Here is a 26,959-nt window from a genome sequence, read left to right as displayed (position 1 = left end):
CATTGTCTAGACCAAAAAACGGCGATCCTTCGCTACTGTCCAATCAGGCCGTCGTGGCTCTGTCCGCTCGGTAGACCGTCCCTGGAGTCCGGTACCCCAGGGATTCGTGGAGCCGATCCTCGTTATAGAAGCCGAAGTATCGCCTCAACCCTCGCTGCAGCTCCGGCACCGTCTCGTAGCCTTGGATGTAAATATCTTCGTATTTCACGGTCCTCCAGAGCCGTTCGACGAACACGTTATCCAATGCCCTGCCGCGTCCATCCATGCTCACGGCTATCCCGGCCGCCTCAAGCCTCCCGGTGAACGCCTCGGCCGTGAACTGGACCCCTTGGTCCGTGTTGAACACCTCGGGCTTCCCCGACCTCAAGGCATCTTCCAACATCTCCAGGCAGAAGGAGCCGTCCAGCGTGTTCGACAGCCGCCAGCCGATCACGTACCGGCTGTACCAGTCGATCACCGCCGCCAGGTACATGAACCCTCCACTCATCGGCACATAAGTGATGTCCGTGCTCCACACGTGGTCCGCTCGCCGGGCTTTGACACCTCGCAAGAGATAAGGGTAGATCTTATGGCCTCTCCCGGCCTGACTCAGCCTGGGCTTGGCATAGATCGCTTCCAGGCCCATCTTCCGCATCAGGCGCTGTACTCGCTTCCGATTGACCTCCTCACCTCGTTGTTCCAGCCAGGCGGTCATCTTGCGGCTGCCGTAGAACGGGCATGCCGTATATTGCTCGTCGATCAACCGCATCAGGCGCAGGTCCTCGGGCGACTCACCCGCAGGTCGGTAGTAGAGGCTCGATCGGCTCAGCCCCAGCAACTCGCACTGGCGGCGCACGCTCAACCGGGGATGATCCGGCTCGATCAAGGGCCTTCGGTCCTCAACTGAATGGGGCGACTTTTTTTTTCAGCCACTCGAGTTCCATCTTGAGGCGCCCGATCTGTTCGAAGAGTTCGGCCTGGCGTGCCTCGGCGTCAGCCGAGGCCGCCTTGGCCGGACTCCCGAAGACCTCCTCGGCACTGCTGATGAGCTGCTTCTTCCAGCCATGGATCGATGTGGGATGGACGCCATAGTGGCCGGCCAACTCGTTGATCGTGCGGTCTCCCTTGAGGGCCGCCAGGGCGACTTGAGCCTTGAACGCCGCCGTGTGGACTTGCCGCTTCCTCGCCATCCGTCCTCCTCCTCAGACCCGTCTGAGTAGCTTAACAGATGGTCCAGTTTTCGGGGTCCACCATAGGGTGAACAGATCCCTGACCATCTGCTGGATCTGTCGCTTGCTGAGGCGATAGGCCCCGGCGAGTACGGCCAGCACGGCTTGGAGGTAGGGGCCGAAGCAACCGGCAGGGACCCCCGCGGGCAAGGTGCCACACGTCGTCTCGCCGCAACCGAGGCAGATCAAGCGATGGAGCCGATACTCGTCGACGAGCGGCTCGATCTTGGGTAATTCCGCGACTTGATGAATCAGGGGCTCGGGGTCATCGCCCGAGAGCCCTTCACCGCATCGGCGGCAGACGGTCGGCTTGCACTCAGTCGTCGCGCGAATCAGCTCGGGCGGGGCCAACGCGCGGTGAGCCTTGCGATGTCCCGATTGGCCGCCCCGTTTCTTCCCCGTGGAGGGAGTGGGAGGCTTGCGCTTCATCCCGATCGGATCAGAGGAGGGAGGTTTGGACGAATTGGTCGAGTTGAGCTTCAGCCGATTTTCAAGATCCTTGACGCGCGCTTCCAGTTGGGCGAGGCGTTCGTCATAGAACGCGGCGAGCGCGAGGACCGCCGCTTGGACCTCTGGCGAAGCCGTTTCCCACAACGATTCTGGAAGCGGAGGCGTTGGGGCCATGCTGGAAAGATAGTCACGCCATTCGGAAACAACAATCCCAGGCTGTGAACGGCTACGCTTCGGCTACTTTCATGGCTCCCTCCTGATCTCATTCAAATCCTTCTCAATCGTTGAACGCACGCGCCGACATCATGGCACGACGGGCCGATTTTGGGAGCACCCACTTCGTCCCATGCCCCGTGTTGATAGCCGAGCGTCTAACTCCGCACCTCCTCGAGCCAGTTGGTTATGAACGTGAAATCCAACCTCAATCCCGATCGTTGGCAGTCCACTCTTGGGCTTCAAAGTAAACGGTTACAAAATCCGTCACGATTGCATCTGATGGAGCGAAATTGACGACCGAGCATAGCTTTCAGGAACCCCATTGGCTGGCCTCAGGAACGGCTCTCGCCACGCAACGACCCAGCTATCGCCCGAGGGCTTCGGGGCCCCAGGACGGGCCGTCAGGGCCACGGAACGGGCTTGCCTGGATTGCCTGGCCTCGCTGCGGACGCCTCGGGCACACAGGGCCTGCCTCGCATGGCATTCCATCCCGCAAAGCCCTCAAGGTTACTCAAAACAGGGAACCTGGGTCCGCTCGTGGAGGCTCGCCCTTCCCCTGCTCCGGCTCTGCCGATGACCCGGATTCGAGTCGCTTCCGCTCCGCCTCCGCCTTCTCCTGCCGCAGCCGCTCTGCGGTCCCCGGCGGATTCTTGCGCTTGAACATGGTGGTGGAGACGGGCGGCAAGGCCGGCCCCGACGCCCCCACCGTCTTCCTCGGGTAGGAGACGACCGGCGGCAGATGGGTCACGTCCGGTTTCTTCGCCATCGCGGGGTTCGCGGCGAATGAGCGTTGCTGGATGCCTCCGTCATCCTCGATGCCGCGGACGATGGCCATGATGTAAGGCCAACTGGCCCTGCGCTTGCCGGCCGCGGTCTCGATCGCGCGTTTGAGCCATGCGATGGGATAGAACCTCGCATGCTGCCTGACCTGGATCCCGAAGTCGGACATCGGGAAGCACTCGTCGGCAAAGGCAGCAACCTTCGCCACCTCGGCCGAATCGTTATTGACCGCCGGAACGTCAACCTTGGGCATGGGCGGGATCGGTGCGTTGAACGGCTCTTCGTCGTCGAGGTTCAGAACATCACTCGCACGCGTCTTAGTCTCTTCTTTCTTAGATTCTTTAACAGAATCTTCCTGCGCGCGTTCTACAGGGGTATGGGGGGAAGATTTCGCTGTAGGCTGGAGCTTAACGGCCTGTGGGCCGGGGCCTACAGTGGTCAAAGAATTTTGTAGGCTGGAGCCTACACCGGATGTAGGGGCCTGTGGGCCTGGGCCTACAGCCTCTGTAGGCTGGAGCTTAACGGCCTGTGGGCCGGGGCCTACACGGCTGTAAACCTTCGCTTCCTCCTCTAATTGGAGGATCCGCTCCCTCTTGTGACCGATGAAGAGGGGTTTGCCTGTGTTGGCGTCTATCCAGGTCAAGGGCTTTTTGTTGATCAGGTAGAAGTCAGGGTCATCCGTCCCGAGGAAGACCTTAGCCTTCACGAGCGAGGTGAACTGCCGCGACAGGCTCGCCCGGTCGCATTCGAACTCGGCCGCGATATGCGACAGGGTCAGGTTGAAAGGGATGGGATCGCTCTTCCCGCGGAGTGAAGCCTGGGTCCAAGATTTCTCGCGGGCCTCGAGCAGCAAGATGAGCTTCAGTAGTTCGAAGCGAGCATAGAGCACGGCCCTGTCAAAGACGCGGATCGTCCGGTTGTGAGGAGCTTTGAGTGTTGGCCCGGGACGCTTCTCACTCTTGGTCGCCATCTTCGCCCGCCTCCATCGCTAGGACGTGTTCGAGTCTATCGCCGCTCAGGAGAGGCTTGCCCGTCTCCGCATCAAGCCAGGTAGAGGGCTTTTCGTTGATGAGATAGCCTCGGGCCTCGGCGGGGATGAACACGCGGGACTTCACCAGGGCGTCGAAGTCGCGAGACAGCTCCTCGCGATCGCGTCGATATTTGAGGGCGAGTCGGGAGAGATCCAGCTCGAAGGGCGTTGGATCCTCTTCGTCGCAGACGCTCGACTTGGTCCAGGAACGCACGCGTGCCTCATAGATCAAGGCCCCCTGCGATGGGTTGAAGGGGCCGCACGACACGGCGAAGTCGACAGCGGGGATGAGGTAGTTATAAAGGTCATCGTCTTCCTGCGTCTCGAAGTCAGCCATGAGATTCATCCTGAATGTTGTGAAGTTGCCAACCGACCGAAGGATGCGGTATCTTTTGCTATCGCGTTGCGGCCGGCCCCGGAGCTGGATCCTCCGAGGCCGGGCCCCACTCCGACGCGAGATGAGACGTCTCCAAGGCCTCCCTGGCCTCATGCCTGTCCGGCAACTTAGGGCCGTCATTGGCCCCGTGTCTCGAGCCCGGCGTATCAGCGCCGGGCTTTTCTACGCGCCGACAGTACGGTCAGGCGAGGCTGGGAACTGGCGCCACGAAGATCGCCTCGACGTCTCCCGCGGGGGACGGATCACCCTGCCTCGCCCCGTTCGCTCCCTCCTCGTGGCCCAACTCTCCGCCCTGAGCGGAAGGCGCGTCGAGGTCGACGATCGAGCTCAGCGGGATGACGAGGAGCTGCATGCGATCCAGCTCCCGTTCCGTCTCTCCTCGCCTGGAGGGATCCGCCATCAGTGTGACCCGGTCAGCGTGGTCGGCGGCCGCGATGTAGAGATGCCCGTCGTGGACGATTCCGCGAGCCGGCCAGATCCCCTTGATGGGGTCGACCCCGTGGGTGATGGCGTGGACGCGAATCTCGGGCTCCGACGCGAGGATTAGGTTCACGAGGGAGTCGGCCGAGTGGCTGAAGTCGCACGCCATGTCCTCGATGTACGGGTCGTCTTCGAAAGCATGCGGGTCGCCCTCCAGGTTCTCGAAGTAGAGGTCGGTCGCATCGCGATATCGTTCGATCCCGTGCAAGGTCCGCTCCGCCGCGAATGGCGAGAGAGGCGGCGCGAATCGCGAAGGCCTGACCGCGAGGTGGCGAGGACGAGTCGGCTTCGATTTCCCGCGAGTGGACTGCAAATATTTCGGCGAAAGCGTAGAATGCCTCATGTCGGAACTCCTGGTAGAGGATTGCTGACACCTGGGCCGCTTCTCGATTGCCGTCGAGGGGTGGCCCCTTCTCGTTCATGCCTCGATCGAGGATCCAGGCCTCGAGGTGGACGACGTCTTCAGCCGCGGTGCGGCCGGGCGATCCTTGAGGAGCCGTCGCAGCTCCTCGGCCGCCGCCCTGCGTGCGATCGCCTCGCACTCCGCCAAGGAGGCATCGGGATGGCCGATGGCGTAGTCCGCGAACGCGTCGTTGAACGCGCCCCAGGTCCGCCAGGCCTCGAATTGCTCGAGGCGCTGCCCGTCGAGGCCTGGCAACGGCCGTTGGTCGATGGGGCAGCTGAGCCCCGCATCGATGATCTGCATCATTAGGAATCCATGGGACGGCCCTGTTTCAGCCAGCGAAGATGTTCAGCTCACGCTCCCGCTTCTGCTGATGTACGCGGGCCAGGTACCCGCTGAGCCAACGCTCGAGGACCTTGGTCGGATACGTGCGATTGCCAGCCTCAGGCCCATCGTGTTTGCGGCCCAGCTCGATCGCCATGGACTTCGCAATTTCGGACGCATTCTTGCCCTCGAGCTGGGCCTGATTGCCCTCGAAGACAATCCCTCGCTCGCGGGCGAATGACGTCAACGTCTGCCATCCGGCTTGCCGAGCGAGGCCCAGGCCCTGGATCACGTTCAGCTTACCCTCGGCCGCCTCCAGTCGCAGTGCGGCCGCTGCCTGAGCAGATTGCAGTTGCTCCACCGCCTGCTTGGTCGTGTCGGCAAGACCGCGGACGATCTCCTCGAGCTGAGGACGTGCCGCGGACGGCGAGAGTCCTGCCCATCGGGCTAGCGCGTCACGAGCTTCGAGTTGATAGCGCCTGAGCTTTGGTCGGATGTGCTCGGCAACCTTTGATTCGTAGATATTTGCAAGCCACATGGGAAGCGAGTTCAGGGGCAGGACGCAAGTCTCCTGCAGCGAACCCCTTGAATCTGGTATTTCGATTATCGAAACACCAGCCCAATGGAGGTTCTTGAGTTTCACGAACTGTGGAGCAAACGTCACCCCAAGATTCTCGCAAATCCGCTTGATGACAACGAACGCATCGCCGTTCCCATCGCGGATGGCCTCGATCGAGTCACCGTAGAAAGGCACGAGCTCGAGCTTCGGCGATCGCTTTGAATCTTCCATCTTTGATTTCCTCCTGAAATTGGGCGCGCAGAAAGAACCTCCGCATCGTGCTGCGTAGCGTGGTGGACGAATTACGGCGGGCGTGGCCGAGCCGAGGCTCAGGCCTTTTCGGGGATGGCCATGCCCCGAGCTTCCGCCACAACATCAAGCTCGGCGAAGGCTTCACAGAGCTGTGAGAAGGCATCCTCTGTCAGCCCGAATGCAGAGCCGATGCGAACGGTCGGAATGTTCCTGGCCAGGATGAGCGTTCGGACATCGCGAGGGTTTCGGCCGAGGGCTATTGAGGCGTCTTTTAGGGTACGGATGGGACCCTCCTCTCTTGGACTGGACGCGGACAATCCACGGTTGCAAAGCGCCCAATGCACCTTGCGGTTTATGGAAAAAATGGATTATCTTGCCGAGGCCATCGACCTTACGTTGAGAAACCTGGGCAATGCGGGATTACTTCGAGACGAGTGACAGAGCTTCCAGTCTGCAAAACACACAGTCATTAAGTACCGAATCCGTTGGCTTCTGTACTTAGACGCAATATTACTGAGAAATCCTCGCGCAGCAATACTGGATTGCGCAATATTTTCACGTCTTCCGGTTGCAGTTGAAATATGGGAGATGTGGCCGGTTTGGCCAAAACTGAGATGATGGAGAAACTGGGCGAGAAAGTGCTGAGGCAGGCGCTGAAGATACGTTACAGCAGGCAGAAGCTTGCCGAAGAAATCGAGATGAACCCGAGCCAGTTTGGAAGAGCATTGAATGGCAAGGCTCGCCTCTCTGTAATCCAGATGTTCAAGCTTGCGAAGCTGTTCGGCGTGACCATGGAATATCTCGTCGACGATGACATCCCTGTGGACGAGGAGGACGAACAACCGGAGGTCAGGCATTCGATGCCATCCCGAGAGGCGGATCACGACTCCTTCGACATAGACAAGCTCGTGATTTGGGAGATGGCAAAGACCATCGGCGTGCACGAGGCCAAGCGTAGGCTGATGGATCCGCCAACCGTCAAGAGCATCAAATCGCTCATCTCTGACAAGCTCGTTGTATCCATAGATATTGAATATGAGAACAACATCAACGATCCCAATGTCTTCTTTACGCTCGTGAACGGGGAGATTCTCGCGCTCCATGGAACCGATGCGATTGCGATCATTTCTGCCATCGATGGGCCACTCCGCAAGGAAACCCAAGAGTATGTTTCGCGTTCCCGTAAAATTGACATGAACAAAATAGACGTTTACAGTGATGATCCTGATATGCAATCGATTCGAAAGGCTCTGGGTCTACCCGGACGAAGATCGAAAGAAGACTCCCCGCCAGGGACCTCGAAGCGGAAGAGTGATCCCGAGCAATCCGGGAAGGATGAGCGGAAATAGGCCTCGAGGTATTGGCCAAGCCGCGGCGATGTAGCCGCCGAGTCGGCCGTCGACGTCGAAGCTGCCGTCGGCCTAATCCGGGGACGACGAAAGGGTCTAACCTCGAGTTAGACCCTTTGCGATTCGTGCGGACGTCATGTGATGGCCATGTGATTGGCGAGGCACCCGCGGCACTCCCCGGGCCTGACCCTCTCGCTCGGCCTGGCCCCTCCCTCGGAGTCGATCCCCCCTCAGCCGCAGGGGGCTCCGTGCATGTGGGCAGGAAACGACGACCGTCAGGAGGTTGGCCTCGCCCAGGCTCGCACGGGAAGAGTCCAGGTTCGCCATCCACGCATCGTGGTCGGTGACAATGCCGGGTTCGAGCTCGGCCGGCGAGGGCGGAGGTGGTCAGCCTACTTGCGAGACGAGAAAGGACATCCCTGGCGGATGCCCTTTGCATTTCGAAGGGACGGGGGTTCGATCGCTTTAGGGATGTCTCGATGTCGGACAATCCACAAATTGGAAGGCGAGGCGTGGCAAGCGTTTGGGCAGGACGGCGAAGCCTGAGTGGCCCAGATTCTAAATGAACTGACTCAGCGACTGCCGTCGGCCTGTTCGGGGCCAGCGAACAGGTAGGGGCTTGAGCTCTCCCCTGCCCTCTACGCAGTCGAGATCACGGGTCAGGAGCTGTGCGAAGGGGAGGAAATGAGGAGGGCAGAACGGAAACGAAGCGACCGCCCGGCGGCTCGAGCTGAGTGGAGGGCGGCCGAACAAGGCATCCTGACGAAGTATCGTCACCAAGCAGTTTGCAGCAGCGATGGTGAACGGCTCTATTTCCCGGAATAGTACGGGATTAGCGGTACTGCTGAGGGGTCAAGCTCTCCATCTTGCTCCAACGGACGCATCTGTCGGCTAATGATGTCGACCTCGATGTCCGCAGGTGGAGGCACAAACTCCTTGTCGATGAAGATCATCTGAGTAGCTTCCAGTTCGTCTGTCTTGAGCTCGTAAAGCAATCTGTAAAAGCCCTCGAAATTCAAGCGATTCTCTCGCTCGCTGATGTTCTTCATCGCCGAATCGATCATCAGGAACTCAGGCAATGGGGCTTTCAGTTGAGCAGCGAGCCGGTGGATTGCTACCGCGAAGCACGCCTTGAGGAGATTCTTCTTCCCACCGCTGCTAATCGTCGCGAAGGACGTGATCCGGTTATCGCCCTCGTCAGAGCTTCGGATTTCCGGGAAGAAGCTGTTCGTCGATATTTGGACGATGTCGTCAGGCTTGAATCCAGCGAGCTTCGAGCGGAGAAGACAATCGAGATATAGCTGCTTGAGCCGCTCGATGTTCTGGCTGTCGCTCTCCGCCTCCAACTTAGCCGCCTTGAGCTGCTCCCTATAGGTAGCCATGCGGACTTCGATCGCTGTGATTTCTTCCCTTTGCCGCGCGACTGCTTTGGCCAAAGTCACGAGCCTGGCGAGGCTGTCCGCCTCTTGGAGCAGCGCGGCTCGTTCTCGTTCTTTTGCCAGATATTTGGACAAGTAGGCCGAGTCGTTCTCTGCGGAAGCTTCGTTGCGCTCTCGCTCGACTCTGGATTTACGGTTCAAAATGTCCGTGCGCTCGCGATGCAGCCGCTCGAGGCTGTTTTCGTGCCGTTCGATGATTTCACGAAGCTCCGCCATTCGGTTCTTTGCGTCCCGATCGACGACGGCCTCCTCGGTCGGGTCCGGCGTTGCCACTCGGTCATCCTGTCCGCAGACTGAGCAGCTATCGGTAGACCGTTTCGGTAATAACTGCGAGCATCTTGGACACGCCTGGAATTCGACTCCTGAGAGTACAGCCCTGGCAGACCTCACTCGCTTGAACTTGACGGAGAGAGTCTCTAGTTCATTCAAATGCCTTCGATCTCCGTCGAGGGATTCGCCAAGATTCGAAATGGCCGCCTCGACTTGGTCCAGTTTGTCGCCGAGTTCTTTGGAAGCAAGTCGCAGTATTTCGAGGGCGTGATCTGTCGCATTAGAGCTGACCTGTTGTCTGACAGCCTTGATCTCCTCAGCGATTTCCGCCGCTTTGGCGCGAATTCCCTCCACCTTCTTCTCGATTTGATCCTGCGACTCGACTCCGACCCCTTTCAGAGCCTTATCGATGCCCGCCAAGGACGACTGCAAGGCGGCTCGCTCACCCCTGAGCCTATCGAGTTGAGCTTCGAGCTCGGCGACCTTCTCATCGTGGAATCCGATGACGTAACGGATGACATCGCGACTCTTGAGCTTCCTGAATGGGTCCCTTCCCTCTTCGAGGTGGAAGAAGGACGAGTCCATGTTGTCTTGATCGAGGTAGCAATACCAAAGGAGGTCGCGGATCGAGAGTCGCCTGAGGTCGGATTCTTCCCTCGCTTTACTGGTTCGCACTTTCGGCGGTACGACTCCCGAACGCCAGAAAATCAGGTCTGATAAGTTCTCCACCCCTGTGTTGGGGATAATCTCGCCCTCAGCCGCCCTGGCGGGAAGGCTGCATTGGTATGCGGCCTCGCCTTCTCCCCAACTGGCAACGACACGGTCAGAATCGCGCGGACGCTCTATGACAAGAAGCCCTTCCTCAAGCTCGAGTCGAAGCGTTGCAGAAACGAATTCGCTCTGCATAGCCGGGGTCAGCTCGATCTTACCGCCGAGGCAATAATCGATCATCAATGCGATACTTGTCTTTCCCGCACCCATCTGTCCCCAGAAGTAGCTCACTCCTGAGAATGGGATCACGACATCTTCTTTGCGAAATGCTAGTTCGAGTGATCGGACCCGAAACTTCATTGGCCACCTCCAAGCTGCGATGGCCGCACTTTAGCAAGGTAAGGCTCACTCGACGTCATCTGCAGTGATCTCCTTACCCCATTTCATGTCTGTGATCTCAGGAATGGCGTCGTACACGAACTGTTTCAGGGCCATTGCATTGGGATCGCAGTGGCCGCAGATGGATCGGACGTCGACTGACCGTTCGTGGGCTGCGACCCCGCAGCATCCTTCTTTCTACGGCCCTGCTTTTTGGGTTGGTTGGGAGTTGGGGTAACCATGCGTAACTTTGGCCAAACATCCTGGTGATTGACATGCCGCAAGCTCACAAGTATCTTGAGAGTGCGGTCTAGAGGCCAGAGAGCAGGGCGATTGCGCCATCCTGGGTAATATGTGATAACTGGAGCATGGCGGATCGCGACGGCCCGGGCAAGAGCCCGGGGCGCGAGACGCCCATGCTCGACGGGCATCCATCATGGCTCGGGCCAAGTCCGCTCAGATCCAGCGACACTTCTCCGAGCTCACCGAACCGCGCCGAGGCCGGGTCATCTACCCGCTCGTCAACATCGTCGCCATCGCCGTCTGCGCCGTCATCGCGGGAGCCGACGACTTCGTCTCCATCGCCGCCTGGGCACGGCACAAGCGCGACTGGCTCGCCAGGTTCCTCGACCTCGACAGCGGCATCCCCTCGCACGACCGCTTCAACGCCGTCCTCGCCGCCATCAGGCCCGCCGAGTTCGAGAAGTGCCTGCTGAATTGGATCACGGCCCTCCACGAGATCACCGCCGGCCAGGTCGTCGCCATCGACGGCAAGGCGCTCAGGCGCAGCTTCGACAAGGGCACGGGCAAGTCGGCCATCCACATGGTCAGCGCCTGGGCCACGGCCAACCACGTCAGCCTGGGCCAGGTGGTCACCGACGCCAAGAGCAACGAGATCACGGCGATCCCCGTCCTCCTGCAGATGCTGGAGATCTCCGGGGCCCTGGTGACGATCGACGCGATGGGCTGCCAGACGGAGATCGCAGGCGCCATCGTGGCCGGCGGGGCCGACTACGTGCTGGCGGTGAAGGGGAACCAGCCGACGCTGCACGCGGCGATCGAGGAGTTCTTCCTGAAGCACGTGGAGGACGGCTTCGCGAAGGTGGCGGCGGGCGAGCACGAGTCGAGCGAGAAGGGTCACGGGCGGAAGGAGACGAGGACGTACCTGATCTGCGACGCCCCGGAGGCCCTGGCCGACCGTGGCCGCTGGCCGGGGCTGAGGCGGATCGGCGTGGCGATCGGCGAGGGGACGCGTGGCGGCAAGCCCAGCGGCGACGTGCGCTATTACATCACGAGCCGCGACCTTGACGCGAAGGGGTTCGCTGCGGCGGTGCGGGGCCATTGGTCGATCGAGAACAGCTGCCATTGGTCGCTGGACGTGACGTTCGGCGAGGACCAGAGCCGTCTGCGGCGAGGCCACGCGGACGCGAACTTCAGCGCGTTGCGTCGGACGGCGTTGAGCCTACTGAAGAACAACAAGTCGGAGAAGATCGGATTGAAGGGCAAGAGATTGATAGCGGCGACGAGCGATGCTTATCTCGAGCAAGTGCTATTCTCGAAGTAACTTATGGTGCAATCGCCCTGGGCCAGAGAGAGTCCCAAAATCGTTAACTCCGTTCAATACAGAGGTGTGTCAGAAGACGCTTAACACCCTCATCCTCAGGCTGAGCGCCGGGTTGAAGAAGTCCGCCTTGGCATCAGACCCGTCAGCTCTATCCAGCCGGCAAGTCAATTTGCAGGTTCCCGGAAAAGGCTCGCGGATCTACGCGAGGGCTTACCCGACATGCTTGCAAGCGGATGTGGTCGAATGGGAGTGGGAAAATCTCCGGGCAAAAAAGCCACGGATCCGGAATTGGCGGAGGCCATCGGCAACGTCGCGGCGACCCGTGTGGCCATGGGACGCCGTCGTCGGCTCGCAGAGGACAGGATCCGATGGGAAGTCAAGCAAGCCTTCAGCGGCGCCTTGGAGGTGGACTACGCTCGCAAGGTTGAGGATCTCGAACGCCAGGGCTTGACCGATGTGGCCATGGTCAGCGGCATGTTCCCACACGTCCTCAACGAATGGGGCATGGACCGTAGGATCAGCGTCTGCAGGAGAGCTGGTACGCGATCCTGGAGCATGCCATGGATGAGGCCTTGAGTGAGACGCGGTCCGGTAAACCTCGAAACTCTCCTGGCTTCGCTGTCTTATCACGCCGCTCGGTAGATGTTCGACAAGGGCCTTGCAAAAGCCACTTGGCCTCGCCTAACCTCACGTCTGGATACAGTCGACGACTCTCGCCGTATTCGCGCGGCGTTCAATCTCGCCCTGGCCTGCACTTCCATCGGGGATCACCCCGGCCCAGGACTTCGATGGGCGAATCGAGGTAAGCGGATAAGGAGGCCCCTATCCATGATCTTCTACCCTGTCTACGCCGTCCTGATGGCAGCCCTCCTCGTGTCGCTTTCACGCACCATATCCTTGACACGATCCCTCCTCGCGCGTGAGCGATGCTGCCCGCATTGCCGCAATTCGCTGTCACTGAAGAGGGAGCATCGCACCGCCTTCGACCACGTCGTCGGGCGGTTCGTCGAGTCCCGGCGTTACAAATGCCTGGTCTGCCGCTGGTCGGCCCTCTTCAGGTATCAACCAGGTGAGGCCACGCGAAGCACAGAATTCGACCTTGTGACCGGGGTTGATGCGCCTCGCGCGTGACCACCGCGGAACCACCTCGCGTAGCAGTTAGGCCGGCGGCGCCGCGATCAAATGGCCTGGGAAACGACCGACCTCACGCCGATCCATGCCCTTCCTGCAAGGGCCACACAAGCGACTATGAACGGCGCTGCCAACGAAGATTAGACCGACGTCGTCAGTGAAGTGGTCGTGTTATCGACGAGCGGATTCGCGAACGTCAAGGGCGATCCCGTGTGGGAGTCTGGCGGGGTGGCAACCACCATCGTCCCCATCTGACCGCCCCTCGTCTATGCGACGCACGTCGGGTGGGGCACTCGGTGGACACGGTCATCGAATACGACATCGGCTGCTTCCCCGAACTGGCCGTCTCGGCGCCGATCGTCATGGCGATCGAGGAGAGGCTGGTGTTCAGCATCAACGCGACCCGCCCGGCCCGCGTCGGCCGGAGGGCCGACGCGGGCCGGGCGGTGGTCAAGGTCGGGCCGTGCCTGGCGTTCAAGTTGGGCCACCCGAACGACGAGGCCCTCCTGGGGCATCCGCTCTACGGCCGGGGTTTCGAGGGGGTGGCGGTTTACGAGGTGCTGGAGTCGTCCTGGATCGCGGAGCTAACGCAGCAGAATCGAGCCAGATTTCCCGCCTCCAACCTGGCCGCGTGGGGAATCCGGCACTTTCTGTTCTCGTTCCATGAGAGAACATTGGAGGTGCTCGGCAACGAACTCCACGTCTCGATATCCGATGATCCGTTCGAGGCCATCGTTAATCGGATGCAAGCCTGGCTGCTGGAGGATGGCTGAGCCATGAGCTGGCTTGGCCATCCGAATCACTGTACTTCACGGAACTTTATACATCCGGCCGAAGTCGCGTGACTGCCACGAAGTGAGGGGCCTGCCTTCGAGGGTCAGGCCTCGGGACGGTCACCATCGGCAGCAAGTAATTCATGGGCATAGAACGCCCACATATTCGCTTCACCCACACGGCGTCGTTGTAGGCGTGCATGATGCCGCTCCAGTAGTTCATATGGCCCGCGTAGTAGGCCGTCCCCGCGTGCTCCTCGGCATCCCGATGCACCAAGTCTTGGATCTCGGGGAACCTCAGCCGCCTCATGCAGAAGGCCGCCAGTGACCACGGAACCGGACGCTCCCAAAGCACGATCCGCGAGAAGCAGCGGACGAATAGATCGCGGTGTAGCAGGTGACGCTCCACGAGGGCGATGATCTCGACCATCGGACTCTCATAGCTCAGATTATCCCCATGGGCTCTCTCGAGCCTCCAGGCCTCGTCGCAAAGCTCCCAGAACCGCGATTCGAGCTCCATTTCACGACTCCACTACCGTCGAGCATCGGTCGAGTGGACGGGGGCGGCCGGACCGGGGACGTTTTGGAAAGAGTGCAGTTCCTGCCTATTGAACATCCCCGACGCGATTTTCATCATCTGATGGGGACTGAACTAAATCCGCTACCGGGACCTTCAAGGTGACTCCTTTGAGCTTCCCCTGAAGTATCTTTACTCCGACAGAGCCGTTCCGTGAATTCTGCACGATCAATGCCCTCGTCCCGTTCTCCAATTCATACTCGAGATAATTGCTCAGACTCTTCCCCATCACCTTGCCCGTGCCATTCTTGAGGAGCACGATTCCCCCGGGTTTGAATGGGTCTGGACGATCCGGGCTCTTTGGCGATTCCGCCGGATTCTTGGCCGGCTCTTTTTCGAGAATCGTCCTCTTGCCCGGCGCCACTTCGTCGACATCGATCCACTCATCTTCGCATATCACTCGTACACCAATCTTCTCGATTGCCGAGGTAAACGCGGACGGCACGCCTAGCCCGATCAATACCGGATGCTTCGGCTTCAGCACTTGGGGTATCAATACTAGGTCTTGCAATGGTGGCGGAGTCAGCCTCTCCCGCTCGGGTGGGCGATTCTCCGAGAAGGTTAAACGGCCCGTTTCAATGGGCTTTCTCGCGATCTCGATCACGACAACCGGACTCACCAAGTCTTGATTGACCGCTGTCAATTCCAGACATAGCCCTTTTTTAGTAGAAACAATCTTCATGTCGACCCGCTCGCCGTCGAGGGCGCCGCGTTCTGTACAAACTTCATCGATGATCGCTTTAACGGAGTCGGTCCATATCCGAGAAGCATCATGCGCTCGCACTTGATAGGACTCTATGATCCGATTTATCTCTTCAATCGCTTCGGCTTGCCTCACGTTCTGGTCATTAAGGACTTTCAACGCGGAGTCGGTCATTCCTCTGGCAAACGCACTTTCGTCAGCCCCGAACATCATGCCGATTAAACCGCCGCTCATCGCATTTCGCATGCGAAGGACCGTATTTTGGTCCGGGGTGGCGAGGAACTTTGATAGTACCTGGATCCTCGAGAGCTCGTCGTCGCTCGGGTTTGCCTCTCGGATGGCGCGGAGCATGCTCTTCATTCGTTCCGACAGTGGGTTTGGGAACTCCGCCGCAAGTGCCGGAAGATGCCGAAAATCGGGTCTGACGGTGTTCCAGCGACTGTCCTTCAAAATCCTATATCCGAACATCTTGAAAAAACGCGATTCTTCAGGCGTTAACCAATCTTCAGCCCTGACTTGATGTAACGAAGAAATTCCGAAATTCAGGGCTAGAACGGCGATCACGAGGTCCACTCGGCGAATCAGTATGGTCTTCATATAGTCCTCTTTCGAAATCCGAGCCGATTTCGAGGCCACGCGACACAGATCACGCAGGACGATCACAATGCTTCGCCAAACGTTTTAACGGCCCATCATGCCTGGAATTAAAATAATGATCACGCAAACAGTTAATAATTTCGTCTGATTTGAATCAAGCACCTGATTGACTTGCTTCGGAGGCAGGCCCGACATCCAAGGCGTCTCCCCTGAGGCATATGCGTCGTGTGTCGGCTTCCAGTCGCCGGGCTGTCCGTCGGAGATGAGGTCGTGTAGCCCATGGCGTTCCTCGTCGGTGATCGTCGCCCGACACGTCTTCGTGGCGACTTCCTGAGGGGGGCTACTGACTGAGGAGAACCTATCGGATTGCCGTCCGCAACTCAAAAATGACGGGCTGCCAGGCCTTCGATATTCGCCGGTCGGTTCCTTGGGATAACCGCTCGCTTGTCCGGCGTGATCGAGGTTGGCCGTACCGATGGCCCGTGGAGCGACAGCCGACCGCGGTAGGCAAGTGCAGCATAAACGGACGGCGTCATGCTTAGCTTGTCAATCCAGCGACCGCCTGCCACGGCTTCCCGATTGCAGTGTCCCTCTCAACGGCTTTTCTGCAAGCTATGAAGCCTGCCGCACAAAAGAAGGATGGGAGCGATAATGACCCGAGCGGAGAGACGGGCCGAAGTATTTGGCTCGCGCGAGTGGACGGCAGAGATCACCAAGGATGGTCTCACGCTCTGGGCGTGGATGGCGTACAGCCCGAAGTTCGACACGTTCGCGACCGATCGTCGTGAGCATGCCAGGCTGTTTCGCACCGCCGAGGAAGTCGAGGCCTGGGCGACAAGGCTAGGGATCCCGAACGCGAGGCCCGTGCGTGCCCGTGGTTAGGAGTGGTAAGCCGCCCACATGCATGCGAGCAGAATGTCTACCCTCCCCATCTAATCACCGGCACTCCACGCCCCAAGCTTCGCAATCGCCTACATTGGGAGGTGGCGTCCATCCCCCCAGACTCTTCCGTGATCGGAGGCACGTCCATGGACCGTATAGGCCTGAAAGGAATGAGCCGAGGGGCCATCGTCGGATTGCTGATCGCGCTCACGCTCTGGGTAGAGATCCGATACGTCTTCCCCATGCCCGACAGCAAGCCCACCGGATTCATGGTGTACCTCGTCCTCATGGGAGCGTTCATCGGCTGGGCCCTCGGCGAGTTCCGGTCGAGAACATGCACGAAGTGCGGGGCATCCATGGGCAGGCCGCACTTCCCGGCCGGCGAGGGGCCCGGCCCCATCCTCTATCGGTGCGGCAATTGCGGCGAGGTAATCCCGTTCGAGGACGCCGTCGCCTATGAATCGAAGGCGGAGAGCAACTGGTCCGCATAGGCACCGGTAGGTCGCAAGCCGCTCCGTTTCTAGTCGAGAGTCGAGGGAGGGAAGGCGATTGCCGCCCGCGGGGTTACGACTGATCGGCGGCCGGCGAATCGATCTCACCTGCCGGACGGCAGCCGTACGTCCTTCCTGAAGACCCAGCCTTCGCGTTCTCCCCACGGCCCTTCGAGCATCGCGATAAGTACGGCGTCCGCGTCCTGCTCGAGCACCCTCGACTCGCCACATCTCAACCGACCGCACACTTCAAGTTGCGGAGAGTCGTCATGCCGCTTCGCGGCTCACAGAGGCCATGAAAATGGGCCTGGCCTCGCCTATGCTGGAGCGGGCCGCCCCCGGTGCGAGGCCGAACTGTCTCGAGATCGACGCCCAATTGGAGTAATTTTCTGAGCAATGCAGTGGCATGGATGCCGGGGTCAACGATGCCAGTCCACTTTAAATCCCGGGCCTGACCATGGCTCAAGCCCTGTCTGTTTCGACCGGCTTCGCACTGACGAACAGCCGAACGGCAATCTCACGGCTCTTGTTCGCAAGCATGGCAACGGCCTTATCTGGTACCAGCTTCTCGATCATTCGTTTGGCCCTCAGACGGCAGTATCACTCCGATCATTTTCACATCTTTCTTGAAAGCCCAATGTGTTTAGTGTTAAATTCTGCCCAACCTATACCTGGCGTACGCCTTACCTCTGAGATGATTCGCATCTGGGGAACTCCGGTATAGACATGGGGAATCTCTTATGTCGACCCAACTGAAGAATCTTGTCGTCGTTCTGCCGGGGATTAGCGGGAGCGTGCTAGAGAAAGACGGACGGGAGGTATGGTCCCCATCGGTCGGCGCAATCGGGCGGGGATTGCTAACCGGCGGCGATTCTATTAGGTCGCTCAAAATCAACCGCGAAACGGGCAAGCCCGACCTGGGTGACGGCGTAGTGGCGACCCGCCTTATCCCCGATGCCCGCCTTATTCCCGGGTTGATCAAGATTGACGGCTACACCAAACTGATCAACAAACTGAAAGCAGCATTCCAGATCGTAATGCTGCCAGACGGCACGGCCGGCAACCTGTTGGAGTTCCCCTATGACTGGCGACGGGACAATCGCGTGTCGGCGGCGGCCCTAAAAGACCGGATTGACCGCAAGCTCCAGGAATGGCGTAAGGTCTCTCCGAAGGCAAAGACAATCCTCGTCGGCCATAGCATGGGTGGGATAGTTTCCCGCTATTACCTCGAGGTTCTTGGCGGTTGGCTCGACTGCCGCGCCCTGATTACTCTCGGGACCCCATACCGAGGATCTCTCGACGCTTTGGGCTATCTGGCCAACGGGTACAAGGGGTTCTCGTTTCTGGGCAACCTCACCGACACGATAAGGTCGTTCCCCTCCTCGTATCAGCTGTTGCCGCGTTACGAGGCTGTCAAGGTGGGAAACAGTTTCCAGAGGCCGGCAGAAACCGAGAACCTCCCCAACTTGGACTTTGCAATGGCCAAGGATGCTTTGAAGTTCCACCACGAGATCGACGAGGCCATCGAGAAAAACAAACAAGAGGAATTTTACGACAATATGCTTATATTTCCTCTTGTCGGAATCAACCAGCCCACTCTACAATCTGCCAACTTTGAGGGGGGTGTACTGACCGTCTCTGAGGCTCTTCCGGAGGCGTACGATCCCATACTTTCCCAGGGCGACGGAACCGTTCCCCGCCTCTCCGCCACGCCCATCGAACTCTCGGAGAAACAGCGTGAGGTGTTCTATGCCGAGCGCCATGCCTCCTTACAGAACCACGATGACCTGCTCGTACATCTCTGCGCCAAGATCGAGGAACTGCAGCGGGCCGAGGGCATGGGGAACATTCGAGGCCCCGAGTCAGGCATCGGCTCCGCCAGTCAGCCAGCGGTCTCGCTCGGGCTGGACGACCTTTATATTGCCGATGAGCCTGTCACGCTCCGGGTCCGCGTGACACCCGACGCGGACCCGGAGCCGCCTGTGGGAAGCATCTGGCCTGTCAACCCGATCGTTAAGCCAGTATCGGGGCCAATTGCAGCGACGTTCGTGCGAGACAAAGCGTCGGACGGCTGGACGGCCGTGGTCCCAAACATTGTGCCAGGTGTCTATCGCGTCGAGGTATCCGCCCCCGGGTCGACAGGCGCGCGGCCGGTCCACGACGTCTTTGAAGTGGTCGGAAAGGATGTCGTCGATGGCCAATGACACGACGAACCAAGGCCAAAATATCGACGCATCGTTAAGCAGCGCTCGCGATGAATCTGGTACGTTCGCTCTGCTTAAACGACTGTGGCGCTATCAACCTCGGGCCGATTGGCCTCCTTGGTCCAAGATCGATCAGATCGGCTTGGCCCGCTATGTCACGATCGAAGCGAAATCCTGGGTCGCGATCATAGACCCGAACGTGCCGCCCGTCCCGGCTACAAATCCAGCGGATCGCAAGAAACTGGCCGAGGCGATTTATCAGGCGCTCCGATCGCGAGATTTCCCGACCCGCTACGCCATCGAGAAACTAAACTGGGCCGAGTCGACCCAGCGGATCCGTGAGCCGGGCGAGATTCTGGAAGCCCCCCGGGAAGGCACTTGCCTGGACCTCGCCGTGCTCTTCGCCGGGCTATGTCTGGGGTACCGACTCTTACCAATCGTAGTTGTACTCAAGGGCCACGCATTTGCCCTGGTCTCGCTCGGGTTCTCGGTCGACGAATATTGGAAATTTCGGGCCTATCAGGGGGTCGGTGAGGAAGGTGAAAGTAATCCGTTGCTGATGGGCATATTGCGTGGCGATCCGTCTCACATGATCGACTGGGTCGACTCAGGGGACATGATTGCTGTTGAGTGTACCGGCTTTACGCGGATGAACGCCGCGACTCCGGAAGACGCGGCCAGGTATCCCGAGTGCGCGGGCCGAGACGCGAATGGTTTCTTGACATTCGAAATGGCTTTAACAGCGGGTCGGCGGCAGCTCGAAACCGCCACGCGGCCGCTCCAGTTCGGGCTGAACGTCGAGGCCGCGCATCGCCTAGGCGTGGATCCGTACCAGATAAGGGGGCCGGGCGATTACAGCCAGGCCTGGCGACGTCGCGTGGTGCGATGGGCCGCAGCCGCTGCGATGCTCGCCGCCGCGATCGGCATCTGGGCCGCCTCCAGTTACCTAGCCATCGAGCAGAGTGCCGCGCAACTTGCCGATCAACTTCGCAGCAGTGTCGGGATCAGCCAAGTCCACGCGATCGCTTCCGAGGCTGGGTGGCGTGTCCAAAGCTCTTGCCGAGGTCGTCTAAAAAGCTTCCTCCACTCATACGTCCCTAGAGCCGACGACGATGATGAGGCCGTCCGCTTGGCCCGCGAACACGCTCGAGCAGCCGTGGGTTTATACCATCTCGGGGATCAAGGGGCCGCACTCCGCCGAGTATTGGATTTAGGCGAGGGACCCTGTGAACCGCAGGCCCGCTCGTTCGCAATTCGCGATACTGCAGCATCCGGTGTTCTTGCGAGTGTGACCCTCTCCTGGCTACCTGCCGCCAACACAGGCAGCGACTCTTTGCGCCGGGCTCTGATCCTTTGCTTAGGCGATTACGGGGCAGCCGACTTCTCCGACCCAGTAAAGCTCCGCGAACGACTCAAACCGTATTACATGGAAGATGACGATCCCGGTGTGCATGCGGCCGCGTACTGGATCCTGAAACGAATCGCCAGAGCGGGTGACACCACACTGACCGAGTGGTCGAATGCCCTGAGGGAAACGGGTGCGAGCCGACTTCAGGGAAAGGACAAGACGAAACACCACTGGTATGTCGACAAGCCGACAGGGATCACGTTCATTTACCTCCCTGAAGGCCAGAGGGTGATAATGGGCAACCGCGGCATTCGGCTGGAGGATCGAGGAGGATCACCATACGTCCCACGATGCGTTAGGCTCCCCCGGGCATTCGTGATCGCCATGACAGAAATAACTCGGGAACAATTTGCCGCAGTCATGCCCGATACTGCACTCGGTTCCCCCAGAGACGCCGCGAAGACCAGTGTCACTTGGGACCAGGTCGCCGAATTCTGCAACCGCATGATCGTCGGAACTGAGGACGACTGCTATCGCATCGAGGCGCCCAATGCAGAAAGACGTATGATCTTCCCGGTGGTTCCAGGAGGAGGACACCTAAAAAAGACGGGCTTCCGCCATCCCACAGAGGCAGAATGGGAGTATGCATGCCGCGCGAATTCGCTCGCGCGGTTTGCCTTCGGCAGCGACGAAGAACTGATTGACCGCTACGCCAGTCGTGAAACGTCGGCGATCCCGGTGGCGACACGTCGACCGAATGACTTTGGATTTTTCGACATGCACGGTGGGGCAGCCGAATGGTGCGACGACAATTGGATTGATTTCCCAAACCTCGCGGAGGGGGAGTGTCCCGAAGATGCAAGCCGCGTCGATTACCCGACGGCATCCGTTAACGTCGAGTCTTTAAACGCGATCCGCACTGTTGCCCCTTCCAGCTCCTACGAGCGCACGATCCGAAGCAGGCCATCGGACGTGAACAACTCCATAGCATGGTCCGCCTTCCGCCGCGAACACCGCCCCCAATATAAGCCATTCGACAGCCCCCGCCTGGGTTTTCGGCTGGCACGGACCGTGGATCAATTTCCGCCCGGCAATTCAACGCCGCAGGTTGAGCCATGACCCCAATCTCTCCTGAACGATCCGTAGCTGCTCTGGCCCTGGCGATGGGGCCGAGGCCGGCCGCGGATCGTTCAGGGATCCGTCGATTCTAAGTCAGAGCAATTAAGTGGCTACATACAAAAGACAATCCTATTTAGGACAAATGCGAAAACTAAGCAGACAATGCTTGTAAAATCCGTTTGGGTAATCTAATATGCCTTGCGTCTTAGCCTGAAATTAGTTCCAAAACTTCTCGGGAGACATGCAACATGATGAGATTATGTGTACCAGCTTTATGTACGTTACTGTTTTCAATTGGTGTGACCGCCGAGGCTCAGGTCGTCCAATCTTTCCCTGATGCGGTCTCGGCTATGGAAGCCATCGTATTTTCACAAGACCAAACCACTCGGGACAGTCCAAGCCAGACAACCATAGATAATGTCCTAGCATTCTTAAGGAACCAGATCTCCTCTAGTACCTCATCCGAGAGATTTACCTCGGAAAGGGTTCTCCCTTCGCCGCAAGACGAGACGAATACCCTAGCTCCACCCGTCAGCACTGGCCCTATCCTGCAAGGGCATTGGGTCCTCCAAAACCGCTATGAGTACCAATGGGTTCTCAAGAGAGGCCATTTCGGCAAGATGCATTACGAGTGTATGCTCGTTTGCCGTCCGGTTTGGGTCTATCAACAAGTCCCAAAGGTGTTACCAGCACCCCAAGCCCCAATAGGGTCGGTAATAGCGGCACGTCTGGACGATCTTTCTAGAGCTGCAAATTCAGCCAACAGCGCGACTTTCAGCCGGAGAGACCTCGCCATCCAGCTTTACAATCTCACCGTGACGGCCGATTTCGCTTTTACGGCTGGTCAGATTAATCGGACTACACCTTTCCCCACATTTCAGGCTACTCCAGCATCCTCCGGCTCCACTCGATGAAGCAGAATCCGCATCAACTCGACGTATAAGCATAACAGGTTCCCGTCAACTTCGTTGGGCGTCTGCTTTTTAGTCGCAACGACAACCAACCAAGACGACCAGTGACGCAACCAATCACGCATATCTAATTGCGGCACAACGATCACATTAGGCAGTGCTGGCCACTAGTTATGCAGTCGGCCAGCACTCACCTAAACGATCCAACATGTTTATTTAATGAGATCTTTAACACTGAGCAAAGCCCGGATGAACTCACCGAACACTCGCTTGAAGATGTAGCTCCACTGATAGATCGCCACGTACTGCTGCAGATATTCCTCGTTGACTCCGCGGGCGCAGGAAGTACCTCAGGCCCGTCCAGTTGCCCTCCAATGTGTTGCTGTGCACCTCGCACACACCCTCCCCGTCGTCGTCACGTGCCTACTTCGCGTAGAAATGCCGGGCGACCGTCAGGCGAATCTCACCGCTTTGGCTCACCACTTCCCCATAGGTCGACAGACGGTCCGTGTTCCAGTTCCTAATGCTCCGGCCACTTGTTGAGGCGACGCCGAGGGCCGGGCGCGAAATCAGATGGCCTTCCTTCGGCCGAGTGTGATGTTGCTATAGCTTCAGGAATTCGCTACCTCGATTTACGGCTCCAAGGTAGCGGTGTTGCTCGAAGGCAACCGCAACATCGCATAAAACATGAACTCGAATGTGAACGATTCCGAACTAATCCTGCTTGAAGTGGGGCGTAAAGGGCGAAAGGCGGGATTTGCAGCTCAAGACGATGCTCAAGACCATGCAGAAACAGCTCGAGCTCTTGGACAATCTGGCGGGCTGGGCGAAATGGATATTTTACCTTCTCTTGTTCGTTCTGATTATAAGCCCCATCCTGGGGTATGCCCTCCTCATGATGCTCGCCCCGCAACGCATGCCGAGGTTCTAGCGAGAGAATCTCAAGTCAGACGCTTTGACCCGGCCGAGCTTGATCGCCGAGGCAAGGATTTGATTGCCCCTCTCGACCGAGCCCCTGACCTCTCCCACGGGGACTTCATAACACCTGGAGCAATGAGGGATCGAGAAACCCATCTTCGTCAGGAGCGAGAAGAGCACGTCCCTCCGCACTTCCTTGGGGAAGCGGAGGGACATGATTCGCGCGTGCTCCCTGGCCTCTTGGAGCTTGGTCGTCGTCAGCATGGTCACACATCCTTGATCGTGGTTGACGTGGAGTTGAGGAAGCTGAAGTCATAGCGGACCGAGATCGGCGAGCAAGAGACGGCGCTCGGCGGTATGGGGCCGCCGAATGTGTTAGGGCCGAAGGGCGTCATGCCCCCCAGCGAGGCCGGGCAGCTCGCCTCGGCCATGCAGGCCCCGGGGCCGGAGAAGGGAGGGATGCTCGGGCATCTGAGGTAGAAGATCGCGAGGTACCCGTCCTTCTGGAACCGGATCACCGCCTGAGACGTCGCGCCGGCCGGTGAGATGGCGGTGCACGTCGAGTTGGCCATGAAGTAGAACGGCATGATGTTGGTGAATGTGCCGCAGCCGAGCCACGCTTGCTCCGCGTTGTCCCAGTCGAGCTGGGTCCGGGACATCAAAGGGTTGTAGGCGTAGAGGGTGAGGGGGAAGGGATTCCCGCACAAGCCGGTATGGATGCTCGTCGTCTCCTGCCCGTAGCCCCAACCGGGGTTGAACAGTGCCACGTCCTGGGCGAACTTGCCGATCTCATCGGACGCCTTCCTGGCGTTGAACTCGAGGAGCCGGAGCGACTCCTCGGCGCGGCGGAGGCGGGACTCGTAGGCTGATCGGGTCATTGCTGTGGTCCGGTCCCCGGGACGGCTTGATAGAAGGCGGAGCTTGCCGCCCCCTGCTTTTGCATCAGTTGCTTGATGAGGAGCTCGAGCTCGCGGATGCGGTTCTCGAGCTGCCTCAACCTCTGCTCATAGGCGTCCATCACTCCTCCGCTTTGGCTTGGCCGTCGAAATCGAGCTCGGGCATGTCGACCTTGAGTTCCGGCTTCTTCTCTTCCACGGGGACGAAGGGCTTTTCCTTGGGCGCCTTGCCCTTGAGCCTGGGCCTGCCCTGGGATTGCCGCATCGGCGAGAGGAGGCCGGTATTCGCGATATCCTGGGGCGTGATGTTCTCCCCGTTCTTCGGCTGCATGAGCAGGCCTTCGAGGTTGTTCATATTGGAACCATACCTCCCCGGATCGGTCCCGAGGTTCTCCATGTTGCCGCCCCATCGGCCCATGTCGCCGCCGCCGAAGTTGCCCGGATCCGCGATCCCCCTCTGACCGCTCGCGCGGCCGAACGCGGCCGTGAAGTTGTTGCGACCCTCGGCCATCCCCGACATGCCTCCGTTGTGCATCATGCCGAACAGGCTGGTGGCGTGGGCGAACTGGCCCGAGTCGTTGCCGAGCGCCTGGAACATGTTGTTCGTCGAGAACTGGGGGTGGACGTAGAGGTCATCTCCCGAGAACGGCTTCATGCGGGTGGAGAAGCCGAGGGAGATGCGGTGGGTGAAGCCCTGGGGGCTCGAGCTCCACGTCAACCTCACGGAGCGGATCGGGGCGTTGATGCCGGACCAAGGGGACGAGGCGCCGTTGATCGCGATGTCGAGCGAGGTCTCGAACGAGAGCCAGTCCCACGACGGCAACGAGGAGTCCACGAGCCAATCGATGGTGCCTTCGTAGACCGTGTTCTTGATCGAGTCGAGGTGCTTTTGAGCGAGCGTCGCGAAGGATGCCCCGTCGTTCTTCTGGATCCAGGCGCCGTAATCCATGTAGCGCGTCTGCTCGATGCCGTCCTCGGTGTACGCCGTCCCCTCGTATTGGGGGACGCCCCCGACGTCCGCCGGGACCGTGACGCTGAGGGGCCCGCGCGAGTAGAGCGCGAGTATCTGGACGTCGCTGGGGAGGCCGTCCGCGATCGTCGTGGGGGAGCCGGATTCGAGCGTGGACGTCTGGCCGAAGACGCATACTGTGGGCTGCTGGAACCGGAAGATCCCCTCGGAGGGTACCGGCTGGATCGTCGCCGGGACGGACACGGGCACCGTGTTGCCGCAGACCATGGCCGAGGGGTAATACATCGCCCTGGACGTCGTGGCGTTGGCCCACTGGACGGGATAGGGGGCCCTGACCACGAGGTGCGAGCCCACCCAGGTGTTGAGCCCGGTGGCCCCGGTGGAGGGCTCGCGCGGGGTGTAGTCGCGCCAGGTGTTGATGAGGCCGCCCGTCTTGCCGACGACGCGGTATTTGTCGTAGCTCGTCGCCGTGATGGGCCAGGTGTTATCCCACGTGAGCGTTGCGGTCCCCCCCGCGGTCATGGCCGTGTTCGAGGTGACGATGCGGGCCTCGGAGACGTTGATCCCGGTGGCGGCCGTGTCGGTGAGGGTGATCCAGGCCTCCGCGTTGCTCCAGAAGTTCGTGACCCAGTGCACGGCCGGATCCGAGGATTGGACCGTGACGGACGTGCTGGTGACGGCCGTGACGGTCCCGAAGTCGACCGCCCCATTCGGCTGGGTGAAGTCGTAGAGCGTCCAGGTTGATTTGTCCGAGGTGGTGAAGACCTCGGCGAGCGTGCCATCGGCCAGGCTGAGGAAGATGACCGCGACGTCGGGGCCGCCCCGCATCACGAGCCGCGTGGCGCAATCCTGGGTCGACTTCCGCACGGAAGGCCAGGTGACGGGATCCGCGGGGCCGCCCGGACCCGGGAGGGTGATCGTCGCGGGGACGAACACGGCCGTATCCCGCATGTTCTTGCAACGGATCGTCCCATCGGGCTCGATCTCGAGCGCGTTCGTCGGGTGCCAGCGCTCCACGAGCTGGGCGAGCTGGTTGAAGATGCCCTCGCCGCAGAGGGTGACGGGTGACGGGGGGACGACGTCCAGCAAGGCCAGGTCGGCGACGGTGGCGGCCGGCAGCGAGGGGGCCGAGGGGAGGCCGGTGTAATTCCCCACGTTCACGGCGTTGAGGGCCTGGGCCGTGCCGACGACGAGGAGGATCCGGGAGATGATCTCCCCCACGGTCAAGCCGACGTCGCTGGGGACCGCGTAATCGTCCTCGGGCGTCCGGTTATAGGTCTGGGTGCCCGTCCCGTCGACGGCCGTGACGGGGACCCAATCCGCCAGATAGCGGAGCCCCAGCGCGGTATAGCCGTGGGCCCAGCCCATCGCGGACCCGCCCGATTGGACGTCGGTGATGCGACCCTGGAACCGGACCGTGCCGTTGATCGTGACCGAGACCGGCATCCCCGTGTTGAACGTCGGCCAGGGCTCGAGCGAGAGCTCCGCGAAGGCGAAGGAGTCATATCCGCCGTCGAGCACGCGGGCGAGCTCGGAGGGGACGATCCCGGCCGCCGCGCGCTGCGAGGCCGTGTAGGGCGTGCCGTTGATCGTCAGTACCGTCGTGATCGCCATGTCATGTCCTTATGG

At 59.9% G+C, this 26,959-nt stretch carries 23 protein-coding genes; 9 read left to right on the top strand and 14 right to left on the bottom strand.

Features of this window, described 5'->3' with window-relative positions:
- Positions 1–43: 43 nt before the first annotated feature.
- From ACOYYX_RS06215 to ACOYYX_RS06185, 7 genes are all read right to left on the bottom strand, one after another.
- A protein-coding gene (locus ACOYYX_RS06215) for an IS3 family transposase (RefSeq protein WP_422923185.1) occupies positions 44–1,169 on the bottom strand; the annotation gives its coding sequence in 2 pieces (ribosomal slippage) (positions 44–887 and positions 886–1,169; 1,128 coding nt in all).
- Between the two features lie 12 nt (positions 1,170–1,181).
- The gene (locus ACOYYX_RS06210; RefSeq protein WP_422929064.1) at positions 1,182–1,832 is read right to left on the bottom strand and encodes a DUF6444 domain-containing protein; all 651 of its coding nucleotides are present in this window, start codon (positions 1,830–1,832) and stop codon (positions 1,182–1,184) included.
- A gap of 553 nt (positions 1,833–2,385) precedes the next feature.
- Positions 2,386–3,624 (bottom strand): hypothetical protein, encoded by a 1,239-nt coding sequence (locus ACOYYX_RS06205; protein ID WP_422929063.1) that lies wholly within the window; start codon positions 3,622–3,624, stop codon positions 2,386–2,388.
- Entirely contained in the window at positions 3,608–4,021 is a 414-nt protein-coding gene (locus ACOYYX_RS06200; RefSeq protein WP_422929062.1) for a hypothetical protein, read from the bottom strand. The genes ACOYYX_RS06205 and ACOYYX_RS06200 overlap by 17 nt, the downstream gene beginning before the upstream one ends.
- A 241-nt stretch (positions 4,022–4,262) precedes the next feature.
- Positions 4,263–4,769, bottom strand: a complete 507-nt coding sequence (locus tag ACOYYX_RS06195; protein WP_422929061.1) for a hypothetical protein — start codon at positions 4,767–4,769, stop codon at positions 4,263–4,265.
- A gap of 210 nt (positions 4,770–4,979) precedes the next feature.
- A complete protein-coding gene (locus ACOYYX_RS06190) occupies positions 4,980–5,270 on the bottom strand; it encodes a hypothetical protein (protein ID WP_422929060.1) in 291 nt (96 codons plus the stop codon).
- A gap of 25 nt (positions 5,271–5,295) precedes the next feature.
- Entirely contained in the window at positions 5,296–6,078 is a 783-nt protein-coding gene (locus ACOYYX_RS06185) for a phage antirepressor N-terminal domain-containing protein (RefSeq protein WP_422929059.1), read from the bottom strand.
- Between the two features lie 635 nt (positions 6,079–6,713).
- Here ACOYYX_RS06185 and ACOYYX_RS06180 point away from each other — a divergent pair.
- The gene (locus tag ACOYYX_RS06180) at positions 6,714–7,448 is read left to right on the top strand and encodes a helix-turn-helix transcriptional regulator (RefSeq protein WP_422929058.1); all 735 of its coding nucleotides are present in this window, start codon (positions 6,714–6,716) and stop codon (positions 7,446–7,448) included.
- An 809-nt stretch (positions 7,449–8,257) separates the two neighbouring features.
- Here ACOYYX_RS06180 and ACOYYX_RS06175 read toward each other — a convergent pair.
- The gene (locus ACOYYX_RS06175; protein WP_422929057.1) at positions 8,258–10,228 is read right to left on the bottom strand and encodes an AAA family ATPase; all 1,971 of its coding nucleotides are present in this window, start codon (positions 10,226–10,228) and stop codon (positions 8,258–8,260) included.
- A gap of 454 nt (positions 10,229–10,682) precedes the next feature.
- On the opposite strand from ACOYYX_RS06175, the gene ACOYYX_RS06170 reads away from it, so the two are divergent.
- The 4 genes from ACOYYX_RS06170 (at position 10,683) to ACOYYX_RS06155 (ending at position 13,714) form a co-directional block, all read left to right on the top strand.
- Positions 10,683–11,810, top strand: a complete 1,128-nt coding sequence (locus ACOYYX_RS06170) for an ISAs1 family transposase (protein ID WP_422923232.1) — start codon at positions 10,683–10,685, stop codon at positions 11,808–11,810.
- Positions 11,811–12,098: 288 nt separating this feature from the next.
- The gene (locus ACOYYX_RS06165) at positions 12,099–12,386 is read left to right on the top strand and encodes a hypothetical protein (protein ID WP_422929056.1); all 288 of its coding nucleotides are present in this window, start codon (positions 12,099–12,101) and stop codon (positions 12,384–12,386) included.
- Between the two features lie 252 nt (positions 12,387–12,638).
- Positions 12,639–12,941 carry a hypothetical protein gene (locus tag ACOYYX_RS06160; protein WP_422929055.1) on the top strand — a complete coding sequence of 101 codons (303 nt, stop codon included), beginning with the start codon at positions 12,639–12,641 and terminating at the stop codon, positions 12,939–12,941.
- Positions 12,942–13,237: 296 nt separating this feature from the next.
- Entirely contained in the window at positions 13,238–13,714 is a 477-nt protein-coding gene (locus ACOYYX_RS06155) for a hypothetical protein (RefSeq protein ID WP_422929054.1), read from the top strand.
- A gap of 46 nt (positions 13,715–13,760) precedes the next feature.
- Here ACOYYX_RS06155 and ACOYYX_RS06150 read toward each other — a convergent pair whose 3' ends face one another.
- On the bottom strand, positions 13,761–14,234 hold the full coding sequence (locus tag ACOYYX_RS06150; RefSeq protein WP_422929053.1) for a hypothetical protein: 474 nt from the start codon (positions 14,232–14,234) through the stop codon (positions 13,761–13,763).
- Positions 14,235–14,319: 85 nt separating this feature from the next.
- On the bottom strand, positions 14,320–15,591 hold the full coding sequence (locus tag ACOYYX_RS06145; protein ID WP_422929052.1) for a hypothetical protein: 1,272 nt from the start codon (positions 15,589–15,591) through the stop codon (positions 14,320–14,322).
- Between the two features lie 651 nt (positions 15,592–16,242).
- On the opposite strand from ACOYYX_RS06145, the gene ACOYYX_RS06140 reads away from it, so the two are divergent.
- From ACOYYX_RS06140 to ACOYYX_RS06125, 4 genes are all read left to right on the top strand, one after another.
- Entirely contained in the window at positions 16,243–16,473 is a 231-nt protein-coding gene (locus ACOYYX_RS06140) for a hypothetical protein (RefSeq protein WP_422929051.1), read from the top strand.
- Between the two features lie 146 nt (positions 16,474–16,619).
- The gene (locus ACOYYX_RS06135; RefSeq protein ID WP_422929050.1) at positions 16,620–16,964 is read left to right on the top strand and encodes a hypothetical protein; all 345 of its coding nucleotides are present in this window, start codon (positions 16,620–16,622) and stop codon (positions 16,962–16,964) included.
- 740 nt (positions 16,965–17,704) lie between these two features.
- The gene (locus ACOYYX_RS06130) at positions 17,705–19,168 is read left to right on the top strand and encodes a lipase/acyltransferase domain-containing protein (RefSeq protein WP_422929049.1); all 1,464 of its coding nucleotides are present in this window, start codon (positions 17,705–17,707) and stop codon (positions 19,166–19,168) included.
- On the top strand, positions 19,158–21,635 hold the full coding sequence (locus ACOYYX_RS06125) for a formylglycine-generating enzyme family protein (protein ID WP_422929048.1): 2,478 nt from the start codon (positions 19,158–19,160) through the stop codon (positions 21,633–21,635). The genes ACOYYX_RS06130 and ACOYYX_RS06125 overlap by 11 nt, the downstream gene beginning before the upstream one ends.
- A gap of 1,838 nt (positions 21,636–23,473) precedes the next feature.
- Here ACOYYX_RS06125 and ACOYYX_RS06120 read toward each other — a convergent pair.
- Genes ACOYYX_RS06120 through ACOYYX_RS06105 form a run of 4 tightly spaced genes read right to left on the bottom strand, consistent with a single transcriptional unit; the run spans position 23,474 to position 26,944 of the window.
- Positions 23,474–23,728, bottom strand: a complete 255-nt coding sequence (locus ACOYYX_RS06120) for a hypothetical protein (RefSeq protein WP_422929047.1) — start codon at positions 23,726–23,728, stop codon at positions 23,474–23,476.
- A 2-nt stretch (positions 23,729–23,730) separates the two neighbouring features.
- A complete protein-coding gene (locus ACOYYX_RS06115; protein ID WP_422929046.1) occupies positions 23,731–24,342 on the bottom strand; it encodes a hypothetical protein in 612 nt (203 codons plus the stop codon).
- A complete protein-coding gene (locus ACOYYX_RS06110) occupies positions 24,339–24,482 on the bottom strand; it encodes a hypothetical protein (RefSeq protein ID WP_422929045.1) in 144 nt (47 codons plus the stop codon). Before ACOYYX_RS06110 ends, ACOYYX_RS06115 begins: the two co-directional genes overlap by 4 nt.
- Entirely contained in the window at positions 24,482–26,944 is a 2,463-nt protein-coding gene (locus tag ACOYYX_RS06105) for a hypothetical protein (protein ID WP_422929044.1), read from the bottom strand. The genes ACOYYX_RS06110 and ACOYYX_RS06105 overlap by 1 nt, the downstream gene beginning before the upstream one ends.
- Between the last annotated feature and the right edge of the window lie 15 nt (positions 26,945–26,959).

This window comes from Singulisphaera chitinilytica, from assembly GCF_049331405.1.
Classification (GTDB): domain Bacteria; phylum Planctomycetota; class Planctomycetia; order Isosphaerales; family Isosphaeraceae; genus PoT.
This window is presented reverse-complemented; position numbering and strand designations above follow the sequence as displayed.

What these genes read in the sequence shown, in the direction of transcription:
- ACOYYX_RS06210 (WP_422929064.1), bottom strand. Translation starts at nt 1,832, where the DNA reads ATGGCCCCAACGCCTCCGCTTCCAGAATCGTTGTGGGAAACGGCTTCG.
- ACOYYX_RS06205 (WP_422929063.1), bottom strand. Translation starts at nt 3,624, where the DNA reads ATGGCGACCAAGAGTGAGAAGCGTCCCGGGCCAACACTCAAAGCTCCT.
- ACOYYX_RS06200 (WP_422929062.1), bottom strand. Translation starts at nt 4,021, where the DNA reads ATGGCTGACTTCGAGACGCAGGAAGACGATGACCTTTATAACTACCTC.
- ACOYYX_RS06190 (WP_422929060.1), bottom strand. Translation starts at nt 5,270, where the DNA reads ATGATGCAGATCATCGATGCGGGGCTCAGCTGCCCCATCGACCAACGG.
- ACOYYX_RS06185 (WP_422929059.1), bottom strand. Translation starts at nt 6,078, where the DNA reads ATGGAAGATTCAAAGCGATCGCCGAAGCTCGAGCTCGTGCCTTTCTAC.
- ACOYYX_RS06180 (WP_422929058.1), top strand. Translation starts at nt 6,714, where the DNA reads ATGATGGAGAAACTGGGCGAGAAAGTGCTGAGGCAGGCGCTGAAGATA.
- ACOYYX_RS06175 (WP_422929057.1), bottom strand. Translation starts at nt 10,228, where the DNA reads ATGAAGTTTCGGGTCCGATCACTCGAACTAGCATTTCGCAAAGAAGAT.
- ACOYYX_RS06170 (WP_422923232.1), top strand. Translation starts at nt 10,683, where the DNA reads ATGGCTCGGGCCAAGTCCGCTCAGATCCAGCGACACTTCTCCGAGCTC.
- ACOYYX_RS06160 (WP_422929055.1), top strand. Translation starts at nt 12,639, where the DNA reads ATGATCTTCTACCCTGTCTACGCCGTCCTGATGGCAGCCCTCCTCGTG.
- ACOYYX_RS06150 (WP_422929053.1), bottom strand. Translation starts at nt 14,234, where the DNA reads ATGGAGCTCGAATCGCGGTTCTGGGAGCTTTGCGACGAGGCCTGGAGG.
- ACOYYX_RS06145 (WP_422929052.1), bottom strand. Translation starts at nt 15,591, where the DNA reads ATGAAGACCATACTGATTCGCCGAGTGGACCTCGTGATCGCCGTTCTA.
- ACOYYX_RS06140 (WP_422929051.1), top strand. Translation starts at nt 16,243, where the DNA reads ATGACCCGAGCGGAGAGACGGGCCGAAGTATTTGGCTCGCGCGAGTGG.
- ACOYYX_RS06135 (WP_422929050.1), top strand. Translation starts at nt 16,620, where the DNA reads ATGGACCGTATAGGCCTGAAAGGAATGAGCCGAGGGGCCATCGTCGGA.
- ACOYYX_RS06130 (WP_422929049.1), top strand. Translation starts at nt 17,705, where the DNA reads ATGTCGACCCAACTGAAGAATCTTGTCGTCGTTCTGCCGGGGATTAGC.
- ACOYYX_RS06125 (WP_422929048.1), top strand. Translation starts at nt 19,158, where the DNA reads ATGGCCAATGACACGACGAACCAAGGCCAAAATATCGACGCATCGTTA.
- ACOYYX_RS06120 (WP_422929047.1), bottom strand. Translation starts at nt 23,728, where the DNA reads ATGCTGACGACGACCAAGCTCCAAGAGGCCAGGGAGCACGCGCGAATC.
- ACOYYX_RS06115 (WP_422929046.1), bottom strand. Translation starts at nt 24,342, where the DNA reads ATGACCCGATCAGCCTACGAGTCCCGCCTCCGCCGCGCCGAGGAGTCG.
- ACOYYX_RS06110 (WP_422929045.1), bottom strand. Translation starts at nt 24,482, where the DNA reads ATGGACGCCTATGAGCAGAGGTTGAGGCAGCTCGAGAACCGCATCCGC.
- ACOYYX_RS06105 (WP_422929044.1), bottom strand. Translation starts at nt 26,944, where the DNA reads ATGGCGATCACGACGGTACTGACGATCAACGGCACGCCCTACACGGCC.